Below are 12,512 nucleotides of genomic sequence, written 5' to 3'. Positions count from 1 at the left end.
TGATATGGGGAAAAAGCGGATTTATGAATTAGCTAAAGAACTCAATGTCTCCAGTAAACAAATCGTCGATCGCGCTGACAAAGAAGGATTTACAATTAAAAACCATATGTCAACCGTTGATGATAACCAAGAAAAGCAAATCAGAAAGATGTTTAGCAAGGGTGCAAGTGCGACTAGTCACTCTGCTAGACCACAACAAAACAAGTCACAACATTCAACTTCTCATGTAGCCAAGAAGCCTAATGAAACTCATTCGACAACCAGCAGTTCAAGCCACACTGCAAGTCGGCCAAACAATCGGAATAGTGATTCTAGAAATGGTAATCACAATTCTCGTGACCAACATCAAAGTGCCCGGACAAATCACAGTAATTCAGCCCAGCACACTAGTAATGCGGCTCATAATGATACGCATCGCAATAATAACGTGAACCACTCAAGCTCTAACAACAATGGGAATCATAACGGCGGCAATCAAAACAGTCGCAATCAAAACCAGAACCATAGCAATTCACGTAACAATAATACAAACAATCGTAATAACAACAGTAACAACACTACGCGGACATCTCGGCCTGCAGCTTCCAACACGAGATCGTCTAACAATCGGACCAGCAACAACAGCGGCAATGCGCATTCAAATAATGCCCATCGAAATACTGGAAGCGGTCGATTTGGCGGCAGTTTGAACCGTAATAACAATAACAATCGCGGCGGTTCCAGAAAGTTCAATAAGAAGCGCAACAAAAAGCAACGGAAGCAAAAGAATCAACGGTTGCGTGAAGTTGAACATCATGGTGCTCCAGAACGTAAGGAACGACCATTACCAAAGGTGCTTGAATATCAAGATGGGATGAATGCTCAAGATCTTGGTAAGATTTTGCATCGGGAGCCGGCTGAAATTGTTAAAAAGTTATTCATGCTTGGTGTGATGGTTAACCAAAACCAATCACTCGATAAGGACACAATTGAAATTCTCGCAGCTGATTATGGAATTGAAGCTCAAGAAAAGGTTCATCAAGATCTATCCAACTTGGATAAAATCTTTGAAAAAGAAGAAGCCAACACGGATAATCAAGTATCACGCCCAGCCGTTGTGACAATTATGGGTCACGTTGATCATGGTAAGACCACTTTACTTGATCATTTGCGTCATTCGCATATCACTGCTGGCGAAGCTGGTGGAATTACTCAAGCAATTGGTGCTTACCAAGTTCGCCACGGCGATAACTTGATCACCTTCTTGGATACCCCTGGGCATGCCGCATTTACTGAAATGCGAGCCCGTGGTGCTAACATCACCGATATCACTGTTTTGGTGGTTGCGGCCGACGATGGGGTGATGCCTCAAACAATTGAAGCGATTAACCATGCAAAGGCAGCTAAGACACCAATTATCGTTGCCATTAACAAAATTGATAAGCCGGATGCTAATCCACAGCACGTGACTGATCAATTGATGCAGTATGGCCTTATCCCAGAAGATAATGGTGGTAATACTATTTTTGTTAATATTTCTGCCAAGTTTGGGAAGAATATTGATGAATTGCTTGATATGATCATTCTCGAAGCTGAAATGCTTGAATTGAAGGCCAACCCTGATCAACCAGGGGCAGGTTCTGTAATTGAAGCTCGACTGGATCAAGGCCAAGGACCAGTTGCAACCTTACTTGTTCAGCAAGGGACGTTGCGGGTTGGTGATCCAATTGTTGTTGGTAATACCTTCGGTCGAGTTCGGACAATGACGAACGAACGGGGACGGGATCTGAAAAAGGCCACCCCAGCTACACCAGTTTCCATTACCGGACTAAACGACGTGCCAGAAGCTGGTGATCGATTCGTCGTCTTTGCGGACGAAAAGACCGCTCGTTCAGTTGGTGAGGAACGGGCTAAAGAAGCTCAAGTTGAAGAGCGTCGAAAGACCACCCGAGTAACCTTAGATAGCTTGTTTGATTCCCTCAAGGAAGGGGAAATGAAGGAAGTTGACATTGTCATTAAAGCGGACGTTCAAGGTTCCGTTGAGGCACTTTCTAACAGTCTTCAAAAGATTGAGGTCAAAGGCGTGAAAGTTAACATTATTCATGCGGCTGTTGGCGCGATTAATGAAAGTGATGTCGCTTTGGCTGAAGCAAGTAATGCGATCATCATTGGTTTTAATGTTCGACCAACTCCTCAAGCTAAATCACAAGCTGAAAGTGACCACGTTGACATTCGTCTTCATCAAGTGATCTACAATGCAATTGATGAGGTGGAATCAGCTATGAAAGGGATGCTTGCTCCTACTTACAAGGAAGAAGTTACCGGTCAAGTTGAAGTTCGTGATATCTTTAAGGCTTCTAAAGTCGGAACAATTGCAGGTGGAATGGTTGTTGACGGTTTTGTTGAGAAGAACAGTAAGGTTCGTCTAATTCGGGACGGTGTCGTTGTTTACACTGGTGAATTGAACAGTCTGAAACGCTTTAAAGATGATGTGAATGAAGTTAAACAAGGATTTGAACTTGGTTTAACAATCAAGGACTATAACGATATCAAGGTCGGCGACGTGATCGAGGCCTATGTGATGAAGGAAGTTCCTGTTAAGTAATTCGGAGGTGTTTTCATGGCTCATTATCGCGTTGGTCGATTGGAACAAGAAATTCAAAAAGAAGTTAACGATATTTTGCTCAAACGAGTCCGGGATCCTCGAGTACAGGGAGTGACTTTAACTGGAGTCGAGGTAACCGGTGATCTTCAGCAAGCGACGATCTATTATAGTATTCTCTCCGATAAACCAGAGGATGAACAAACAACTCAGACGGGGCTTGAAAAGGCCGCTGGGCTGATTCGTGGCGAGTTAGGACATCGATTGAGTATTTATAAAACACCTGAAATTAAGTTTGAATTGGATAGTTCAGTTCAATATGGTGATAAGATTGACCAATTGATTAATAAATTGAAGCAACAAGGCGAATAAGAAGTGTCTGAAGAAAAACGTCTTTCGGTTACATAAGAGCTCCTGAATTAAACCCCTGATTTGGGGATTTAGTTCAGGAGCTCTTATGTAATTAATGGCAGTTTTCGCCGTATGATGCTGTTAATAAGATGGCAGTAAGGCCAAAACACGCTATTACCCATGCTGATTTTTATGATATAATTTTACTACATGATTTTATTAGGAGAGAAACAATGGATGGCGTAATTGCTTTATATAAAGAACGCGGAATGACGAGTCATGAATGTGTGAGCTCATTACGAAAAATTTTACACACAAAAAAAGTTGGGCACACTGGCACCTTAGATCCAAATGTTGATGGAGTTCTGCCTATTTGTATTGGCCAGGCAACGAAAATTAGTGAATTGATGATGCAATCAGGTAAAGTCTACCAAGGTGAAATTACGCTAGGAATGGCCTACGATACTGAGGATTTGGATGGAACGTTGATTGCGCAACAGCCGATTGAATCTCCGTTAACATCTGCCCAGATTGATGATGTCTTGGCGAAATTAACAGGCGATATCATGCAAGTGCCACCAATGTATTCCGCAGTTAAAGTGAATGGTCATAAGTTGTATGAATATGCCCGTAAAGGATTAACAATTGACCGTGACCCTCGGCCAATTCACATTGATTATTTTAAACAGCTTAAACCGGCCGCCTATGATCAGGAAAAGCAGACCCAGACGATTTATTTCGAAGTTGGTTGTTCAAAAGGGACCTACGTGAGGACCCTTGCGGTAGATTTCGGCAAACTGATCAACGTTCCCTCAGTAATGACGAATTTAACCCGGATAAAGAGCGGGGGTTTTGATATCTCCCAGTGTGTCACTTTAAAACAGATTCAAGCAGCGGTTGACAACGACAACTTGAAAACGATCTTTCGGCCCCTGGCAGAGGCTTTAGCCGATTATCCTCAATACAGACTTGATGAGAGCCGTTGGGAAATTGTTTCCCATGGTGGTTTTCTGGATCAATCCATCAATCCTGATCACAAGCCCGTTGTTTGTTTAACCTACATGGGAGCAGTCAAAGCCCTGTACAAATTTGATGCTGAGCTTATGAAATATCGTCCCTATAAAATGTTTATCGCGTAAATTAAGAAGGTGTAAATGATTATGAAAATATCTAAACTTCATTATCCACTGGCCGACTCCTTTCATGTCGAAGGAAAGACAGTCGTTGCAATGGGGGTGTTTGACGGCTTCCACAAGGGGCATCAAGAGGTGCTTCAACGAGCCAAAGTAGAGGCGGAAAAAGTGGGAGCTAAGTTCGCAGTCCTCACTTATGACCATCATCCTGCCCTAGTTTATAAAAAAATGGCCGCTCATGAAAAACGTTATTTGACACTACTCGACTACAAGATGGAGTTGTTTGAAAAATTTGGGGTTGATCAAGTCTTTTTGGTTAATTATTCTTATGCATTTCAAAGCCAGCCGCCAGCCCAATTTGTTACGAATTTTATTGATCGTTTTAATGCCGTCGCTGTAGTTGCTGGATTTGACCATACATACGGTGATAAACAAACTGCCACCATGAAAAATCTCCCAAAGTATGCCAACGGGAAATTCAAAGTCATTACCGTTCCTCCAGTTGATAGCGATGGGAAAAAGGTCAGCTCTACCAGAATTCGAATTGAGTTGGATTCCGGTAATATCGATGAAGTCAATGAGTTGCTTGGTCGGCCGTTTCAAACAAAAGGGGTGATCGTCCACGGTGAAGAACGCGGCCGTTTGTTGGGTTATCCCACCGCCAACGTTGAGCATTCAGAATACCAGTGGTTACCCCGAATTGGGATCTATGTTGTGACCGTTGCGATTGCTGGGAAAAAATACCTTGGAATGGCTTCAATCGGCAAGAATGTCACTTTCTCAGATGTCCATCCAATGACCGTCGAAATCAACTTATTGGACTTTGATCAAAATATTTACGGCGAAATTGTGACAGTTGATTGGCTGCATTATCTGCGAGATGAGATTAAATTCCAGACACCAGAGCAATTGATTAACCAACTCGATCAGGATGCCAACGAAACCCGTCAATATTTCAAAGACCATTCCAAGAGTTTGAATTAGCACAATTAGCACTCAAAACAAAATAATGCTAAAAATCGGCCATAATTCCTTGACTAATGTGGAGTGGTTTGTTAAATTATAAATGTGCCTTAGCACTCGAATATATTGAGTGCTAAAAAGAGGTGATTCTGGTGTTAACGGATAGGCAAAAAAATATTCTTCAAATAATCATTCGTGATTATACAAGAACGGGAATGCCAGTTGGTTCCAAGGCATTAGCTTCAGAGTTTCCAACCCATGTCAGTTCTGCGACGGTTAGAAACGATATGGCTGCACTTGAATCAAAGGGCTTGATTACCAAGACACATTTTTCATCAGGCCGGGTACCATCCATTGAAGGTTATCGGTATTATGTGGATAACTTGGTTGAACCGGATCCACTTGATGATAGTGCCGAAGATTTGATTAAGAGCTCTTTTAACAGTGAGTTTAATAGAATTGATGAGATCGTCCAAGAATCTGCGAAGGTTTTGTCTGATTTAACCAATTATATGGCGTTAACATTCAATCCAGAATCAGGCGATGATGTGACGTTGGGTGGCTTTCGACTTGTGAAGCTTGATGACCGACAGGTGATGGCAATTATCGTCACGAATAACGGTCATGTTGTGAATAAGATTTTCCGCCTGGCAAATGTATCGTCTGAGCAGCTGGAAACGATTGTTAACATTATTAATTCCGAATTGGTTGGCAAGCCGTTGCGACAGGTTTTAGAGAAACTCAAGTTCGATATTCCAATGCTAATGACCAAGTATATTCAAACTCCTGAAGGATTTTTGAAGATATTTGGTGAGATGCTTAACGAAGCCGGTAAGGACAAAGTTCACGTTGATGGTGAGTTGAACTTGCTGCGATTTGTCGAGCGTCAAGACGTTGATCGCTTGAAGCCCCTTTATAACTTACTTGGAACCGAGGACACGGTACAAAAAATCATTAATACCAAGTCCAACGACGTTCAGGTTCGGATCGGTGGTGAATTGCGAAACGATCTGTTGAAAGATTACAGTATAATCACTGGAACTTATGATTTAAAGGAGTATGGACACGGGGTCATTGCGGTCATTGGGCCGACAAGGATGCCGTATTCGAAGGTTATTGGCATAGTTGGTGCATTACGAGAGGAACTGACTAAGAAGCTTCTCGGCTACTATGATGATGACCAGGACTAATGCCAGCGATTTGGCAACCTAAGGAGGCGATTGTTTGGCAGAGAATAAGGAAGAATCACTGAATAAGAAGCAGGACCAGCCAAAGGAACAGTCGACTGCCCAACCCAAAGATCAGGCAAAAAATGATCATGAAAAAAAGGTTGCGGCTGACCATTCCAGTAAGAGTGCTGAAGATGTTACCAAGTTGAAGCAGACAGTTGTTCAACTTCAAAAAAAGCTTGATGATATGGAAAATCGATATCTTCGTGCTGAAGCTGATATGAAAAATATTCAGAATCACGCAAAAAAAGAACAAGCTGATTTAATTAAGTATGATGGCCAGCAGTTGGCTCATGACATCCTACCAATTGTTGATAATTTACAACGAGCACTTGCCGTTGAAGTCACTGACGACAATGGGAAACAGCTTAAAAAGGGTGTATCGATGGTTTATGAGCATCTTAACAAAGCACTCAAGGATAATGGTGTGGAGGTTGTTGACGCCCTGAATAAACCATTTGATCCAAAGTTTGAACAGGCTATCCAAACTGCAGATGCGGATGAGGATCATCCTGCTGAAACGGTTGTTCAAGTTCTTCAGGACGGTTACCGTTTGAAGGACCGTGTTTTACGACCAGCAATGGTTGTTGTAGCAAAATAAATCTTTAAAAGAAAAAGAGGATTATCTATGGCAAGTAATAAAATTATCGGTATTGATTTAGGTACCACTAACTCAGCCGTTGCCGTATTGGAAGGCAGCGAGCCTAAAATCATTGCAAACCCTGAAGGAGCCCGAACTACACCATCTGTTGTGGCATTTAAAGATGGCAAGCCTCAGGTTGGTGAAGTTGCTAAGCGTCAAGAGATTACAAACCCTAACACTGTTCGGTCAATTAAGAGTCATATGGGTGAACAAGGTTATACAGTTGATATCGAAGGCAAAAAATATACACCACAGCAAATTTCAGCAATGATTTTGCAGTATATTAAAGATTTCGCAGAAAATTATTTGGGTGACAAAGTGACAGATGCTGTTATCACTGTTCCTGCCTACTTTAATGATGCCCAACGTCAGGCAACCAAGGATGCTGGAAAGATTGCTGGTTTAAATGTTAAGCGAATCATCAACGAACCAACTGCTGCAGCTTTGGCTTACGGCCTTGATAAGCAAGATAAAGATGAAAAGATCTTAGTTTACGACTTAGGTGGTGGTACTTTTGATGTTTCCATCCTTGAATTAGGTGATGGTGTCTTCCAAGTACTTTCAACTAATGGTGATACTCACCTTGGTGGGGATGACTTTGATCGACGGATTATTGATTGGTTGGTTGATAACTTCAAAAAGGAAAATGGAGTTGATCTTTCTAAGGATAAGATGGCTCTTCAACGTTTGAAGGATGCTGCCGAAAAGGCTAAGAAAGACTTGTCAGGTGTGACTGAATCCGAAATTAGCCTGCCATTTATTTCAGCTGGCGATAACGGTCCATTACATTTGCAAACGACTTTGACTCGTGCAAAGTTCAACGAATTGACATCTGACTTGGTTGCAAAGACCAAGGTGCCATTTGACAACGCTCTGAAGGATGCCGGATTACAAACTTCAGACATCGATCAAGTGATCTTAAATGGTGGTTCAACTCGAATCCCAGCTGTTCAAGAAGCCGTTAAGTCATGGACTGGTAAGGAATCTAATCACTCAATTAACCCTGATGAAGCGGTTGCCTTAGGGGCTGCTGTTCAAGGTGGTGTGATTACTGGTGATGTTAAGGATGTTGTTTTGCTTGATGTTACCCCATTGTCACTTGGTATTGAAACCATGGGTGGGGTCTTCACTAAGTTAATTGATCGGAATACAACCATTCCAACTAGTAAGTCACAGGTCTTCTCAACTGCCGCAGATAATCAACCAGCCGTAGATATCCATGTTCTTCAAGGTGAACGACCGATGGCTGCCGATGACAAGACACTGGGTCAATTCCAGTTGACTGACATTCCTGCTGCCCCTAGAGGTGTTCCTCAAATTGAAGTTACCTTTGACATTGACAAGAACGGAATTGTGAACGTTTCTGCCAAGGATAAAGGAACTGGTAAGGAACAAAAGATTACCATCAAAGATTCGTCAGGTCTTTCCGATGATGAAATCAAGAAGATGATGAAGGAAGCCAAGGAAAACGAAGAGGCAGATAAGCAACGTAAGGAATCTGCTGATCTCAATAACGAAGTTGACCAGTTACTCTTCCAGACTGACAAGACCCTTAAGGAAGTTAAAGGTAAGGTTTCCGATGACGAAATTAAGAAGGCCGAAGATGCCCGTGATGCACTTAAGAAAGCTAAGGAAGACAATAACGTTGACGACATGAAGGCTAAGAAAGATGATTTGAACAAGATCGTCCAAGACCTTGCCGTTAAGTTATATCAACAACAAGCGCCAAAAGATGGCGGTGCTCAGGGTGCTCAAACCGGTTCGCAAAGTTCATCTGATGATAACAAAGATGATGGTAAAGGCGGCGACGGTACCGTTGACGGTGACTTCCATGAAGTTCACGATGATAAAAAATAATCTTTGAGATTGTTATTTAGACGAGAAGTCAAGGCCAATCTGGCTTTGGCTTTTTGTTAAAATATGGTATTCTATCAAGGATAAACAATTGATTGAAGATGGGAGTTTCTAATGGCAAGTAAAGATTATTATGATATCCTCGGGGTCTCAAAAGACGCCAGCGACGATGAAATCAAACACGCCTATCGTAAGTTGTCCAAGAAGTGGCACCCTGACATCAACAAGGCTCCTAATGCTGAGGAGAAGTTCAAGGAAATTAACGAAGCATATGAAACGTTAAGTGACCCACAGAAGCGGGCAAACTATGACCAATACGGATCAGCCGATGGTGCTGGTGCCGGATTTGGCGGTGGCGGCGCTGGTGGATTCGGTAATTTCGATGGTGGCGGCGGTTTTGGTTTTGATGATATTTTCAGCCAATTCTTTGGTGGCGGCCAACGGAATGCGGATCCTTCTGCACCAAGGCAGGGCCGCGATCTCCAGTATCAAATGACGCTGGAATTTGAAGAAGCCATTTTTGGTAAGAAGACGGTTATTAAATATAATCGTGAAGCTCAATGTAAGACTTGTGGTGGAACTGGTGCCAAGCCAGGGACCTCACCTGTAACCTGTTCTCGTTGTGGCGGCCGTGGATATGTCACGACTGAAACGAATACGCCGCTCGGCAGAATGCAGTCTCGGCAAACCTGCCCAGTTTGTCATGGAACTGGTAAAGAAATTAAAGAAAAGTGCCCAACCTGTGGTGGTCGTGGTCGAGTTGACGAACGTCATGAATTAGAAGTCAATGTTCCAGCCGGAATCGACGATGGTCAACAAATGCGCCTTCAAGGACAAGGTGAAGCTGGCGAAAATGGCGGCCCTTACGGTGATCTGTACATTGTCTTTAAAGTTAAACCAAGTAAAGACTTTACTCGAGACGGCTCAACTATTTTTGTTGACGAGAAAATCAGTTTTGCCCGTGCTGCTTTAGGTGGCAAGGTCAAAGTGAAAACGGTCCATGGAGATGTTGAATTGAAGATCCCTGCTGGAACGCAAACTGGAACGACGTTTAGATTGAAAGGTAAAGGCGCTCCTCGTCTTCGTGGTAATGGCACTGGTGATGAACGGGTTACGGTGACTGTTACAACCCCTAAGAATTTAAATAAGGACCAAAAAGTTGCTTTGGAAGCATTTGCCAAAGCGAGTGGTGAAAGCCTGGATGGCAAAGGCGGCGGTCATTTTTTTGACAAAATGAAGGATGCTTTTGATAACAAAAAATAGAGGCATTCTAAACTTAAATAAGTGACATTATTTTAAGAGGTTGGTTAAATCCAGCCTCTTAATTGTTATAATGGTTGGTATAAGAGATTTAATGAAGAATGAAAGTGAGATACAACATGGATTTAGAAAAAATGAAGGAACATCAAAAGTATATTCGCAATTTCTCCATCGTTGCTCACATCGACCATGGGAAATCGACACTGGCTGATCGAATTCTCGAAATGACTGATACAGTTGCTAAACGGGACATGAAGGATCAATTGTTGGATAACATGGATCTGGAACGAGAACGGGGTATTACGATCAAGTTGAATGCCGTTGAGTTGACTTATCATGCCAAAGACGGGCATGACTATGAGTTTCATCTAATTGATACCCCTGGACACGTTGACTTCTCATACGAAGTGTCACGAAGTTTGGCGGCCTGTGAAGGGGCTGTTTTGGTCGTCGATGCTGCTCAAGGGGTTGAAGCTCAAACGTTGGCTAACGTTTATTTAGCTATCGATGACAACCTTGAAATTGTTCCGGTGATTAACAAAATTGATTTGCCGTCAGCTGAACCTGAAAAAGTACGAACTGAAATTGAGAATGTCATCGGAATTGACGCATCTGATGCTGTTTTGGCAAGTGCTAAGAAGGGCATTGGAATTGAAGATTTGCTTGAACAAATTGTTCATAAAATACCGGCTCCCGATGGTGATGTGAACGGGCCATTAAAGGCGTTGGTTTTTGACTCAGTTTACGATGACTATCGTGGGGTTGTTTTGAGCGTCCGTCTGTTCGAAGGAACCGTTCAGCCTGGTGACAAGATTCGGATGATGAACAGTGGCAGTGAATATGAAGTAACCGAAGTTGGTGTAAACTCACCCAAGCCGGTTAAACGTGACTACTTGATGTCTGGCGATGTTGGCTACATCACTGCCAGTATTAAGGATATTACTCAAACTCGTGTCGGTGATACGGTTACCAACGCTGACGACCCCGCTGACGAAGCGCTGCCTGGTTATCGGATTATGAATCCAATGGTATACGCCGGACTTTATCCAACCGACAACGCGAAGTTCGACGATTTACGTGAGGCTCTTGAGAAATTAAAACTGAACGATGCTGCGTTGGAATTTGAACCAGAAATTTCTAAGGCGTTGGGGTTTGGCTTTCGCTGTGGCTTTTTGGGCTTGCTTCACATGGATGTTGTTCAGGAACGGTTAGAGCGGGAATTTAATCTTGAGTTAATTACCACCGCGCCGTCAGTTACCTATGAAGTCGATATGACAGATGGTGAAAAGAAAGAAGTTGAAAACCCATCTGAAATGCCCGACGTTTCAGCAATTAAACAGATTTCTGAACCCTATGTGAAAGCAACCATCATGGTGCCTAACGAGTATGTAGGACCTGTCATGGAACTTTGCCAACGCCGCCGGGGTGAATTTGACACAATGGAATACCTCGATGAATACCGGGTAAATGTGATTTATCACATGCCATTGTCAGAAATTATCTTTGATTTCTTTGATAAGTTAAAATCCAGCACTAAGGGATATGCTTCGCTTGATTACGATTTGGAAGACTACAAGCCAAGTGATCTGGTTAAAATTGATATTCTCTTAAACGGCGAACAGGTCGATGCCTTAAGTTTCATTTCACACAGACAGTTTGCGGCCACTCGTGCTCGTGACATCGTTGGCAAATTAAAGAACATCATTCCACGACAAAACTTTGAAATTCCGGTCCAAGCCGCAATTGGGGCAAAGATTATTGCCCGGACCAATATTAAGGCTTATCGAAAAGACGTGACCGCCAAGTTGTATGGTGGTGATCGAACTCGACGGATGAAGTTACTTGAGAAGCAGAAGGCCGGTAAGAAACGGATGAAAGCTGTGGGCAAGGTCGATATCCCACAGGCTGCTTTCATGGCGGTTTTGCAGACTGACGAGGAAGAAAAAGGCGACAAATAGGCGTAAAAAAACGGGATGCGATCATCATGATCTGCTTCCCGTTTTTACTGTCTTATGTTTTTTGAATTACACTGTTGGCTTCTTAGTTAACTTCTGGTTGTAGATTTGTTTCATTTTTTCGATTTCTAACTGATCAGCCAAAATGTCATTAAAGAGTTGCTCGATGACTGCAGCCATTGCCTGTTCATCATCAGGGGCGTCCACTTGTTCAACCTTTTCCTGCTGGAACTCATACAATTCCTGTAAAACGTTGATGAGTCGGTGGCGAAAATGTGATAAATGGACATCCTTTGGTGCTGGATGTTTGGCTGATAAGTGATAATCATAGTACTGTTCAAGTTTCTCAACGGTTTTCAATGATAAATTATCAATCGAACGGTTATTATTTCTTAAGCGAATAATGACTGATGAGTTAACTCCAGTCAACTGTTGGATTTGATAAGCACTATCCCCGCTATCGATAATCACTTGAATTTTATCCCTGACGTTCATATTCCTTCACCCGGAATTGATCACTAATTTTGATAACAAATGTCATCA

10 protein-coding genes are annotated in these 12,512 nt (G+C 42.6%); 9 read left to right on the top strand and 1 reads right to left on the bottom strand.

The genetic code is table 11. The annotated features are described in order from the left end of the window. The first annotated feature begins 4 nt into the window (after positions 1 to 4). From infB to lepA, 9 genes are all read left to right on the top strand, one after another. Positions 5 to 2,584, top strand: coding sequence for a translation initiation factor IF-2 (infB, locus tag QUF07_RS01075; RefSeq protein ID WP_217161334.1), 2,580 nt, complete (start codon positions 5 to 7; stop codon positions 2,582 to 2,584). Positions 2,585 to 2,599: 15 nt separating this feature from the next. Next, positions 2,600 to 2,953 carry a 30S ribosome-binding factor RbfA gene (rbfA, locus tag QUF07_RS01070; RefSeq protein WP_217161333.1) on the top strand — a complete coding sequence of 118 codons (354 nt, stop codon included), beginning with the start codon at positions 2,600 to 2,602 and terminating at the stop codon, positions 2,951 to 2,953. A gap of 212 nt (positions 2,954 to 3,165) precedes the next feature. Continuing rightward, positions 3,166 to 4,071, top strand: coding sequence for a tRNA pseudouridine(55) synthase TruB (gene truB, locus QUF07_RS01065; RefSeq protein ID WP_217161332.1), 906 nt, complete (start codon positions 3,166 to 3,168; stop codon positions 4,069 to 4,071). Positions 4,072 to 4,092: 21 nt separating this feature from the next. Beyond that, positions 4,093 to 5,049, top strand: a complete 957-nt coding sequence (gene ribF / locus QUF07_RS01060; RefSeq protein WP_289426614.1) for a riboflavin biosynthesis protein RibF — start codon at positions 4,093 to 4,095, stop codon at positions 5,047 to 5,049. 125 nt (positions 5,050 to 5,174) lie between these two features. Further along, positions 5,175 to 6,218 (top strand): heat-inducible transcriptional repressor HrcA, encoded by a 1,044-nt coding sequence (gene hrcA / locus QUF07_RS01055; RefSeq protein ID WP_217161397.1) that lies wholly within the window; start codon positions 5,175 to 5,177, stop codon positions 6,216 to 6,218. 34 nt (positions 6,219 to 6,252) lie between these two features. After that, positions 6,253 to 6,858: a nucleotide exchange factor GrpE gene (grpE, locus tag QUF07_RS01050; RefSeq protein ID WP_217161330.1), complete on the top strand. Its 606-nt coding sequence runs from the start codon at positions 6,253 to 6,255 to the stop codon at positions 6,856 to 6,858. A gap of 27 nt (positions 6,859 to 6,885) precedes the next feature. Continuing rightward, positions 6,886 to 8,757: a molecular chaperone DnaK gene (gene dnaK / locus QUF07_RS01045; protein ID WP_289426613.1), complete on the top strand. Its 1,872-nt coding sequence runs from the start codon at positions 6,886 to 6,888 to the stop codon at positions 8,755 to 8,757. A gap of 111 nt (positions 8,758 to 8,868) precedes the next feature. After that, a complete protein-coding gene (gene dnaJ / locus QUF07_RS01040) occupies positions 8,869 to 10,017 on the top strand; it encodes a molecular chaperone DnaJ (RefSeq protein WP_056982845.1) in 1,149 nt (382 codons plus the stop codon). Positions 10,018 to 10,133: 116 nt separating this feature from the next. Continuing rightward, the gene (lepA, locus tag QUF07_RS01035) at positions 10,134 to 11,972 is read left to right on the top strand and encodes a translation elongation factor 4 (protein WP_217161328.1); all 1,839 of its coding nucleotides are present in this window, start codon (positions 10,134 to 10,136) and stop codon (positions 11,970 to 11,972) included. Between the two features lie 66 nt (positions 11,973 to 12,038). Here the strand turns inward: lepA and QUF07_RS01030 are convergent, their stop codons facing one another. Beyond that, a complete protein-coding gene (locus QUF07_RS01030) occupies positions 12,039 to 12,464 on the bottom strand; it encodes a hypothetical protein (RefSeq protein WP_217161327.1) in 426 nt (141 codons plus the stop codon). Between the last annotated feature and the right edge of the window lie 48 nt (positions 12,465 to 12,512).

This window comes from Lentilactobacillus sp. TOM.63 (assembly GCF_030361045.1).
Lineage (GTDB): Bacteria > Bacillota > Bacilli > Lactobacillales > Lactobacillaceae > Lentilactobacillus > Lentilactobacillus dabitei.
Note: the sequence above shows the minus strand (reverse complement) of the source record. Positions and strands in the feature narration are given on the sequence as shown.

Coding starts and splice junctions, on each gene's coding strand:
- infB (WP_217161334.1), top strand. CDS start 5: ATGGGGAAAAAGCGGATTTATGAATTAGCTAAAGAACTCAATGTCTCC.
- rbfA (WP_217161333.1), top strand. CDS start 2,600: ATGGCTCATTATCGCGTTGGTCGATTGGAACAAGAAATTCAAAAAGAA.
- truB (WP_217161332.1), top strand. CDS start 3,166: ATGGATGGCGTAATTGCTTTATATAAAGAACGCGGAATGACGAGTCAT.
- ribF (WP_289426614.1), top strand. CDS start 4,093: ATGAAAATATCTAAACTTCATTATCCACTGGCCGACTCCTTTCATGTC.
- dnaK (WP_289426613.1), top strand. CDS start 6,886: ATGGCAAGTAATAAAATTATCGGTATTGATTTAGGTACCACTAACTCA.
- dnaJ (WP_056982845.1), top strand. CDS start 8,869: ATGGCAAGTAAAGATTATTATGATATCCTCGGGGTCTCAAAAGACGCC.
- lepA (WP_217161328.1), top strand. CDS start 10,134: ATGGATTTAGAAAAAATGAAGGAACATCAAAAGTATATTCGCAATTTC.
- QUF07_RS01030 (WP_217161327.1), bottom strand. CDS start 12,464: ATGAACGTCAGGGATAAAATTCAAGTGATTATCGATAGCGGGGATAGT.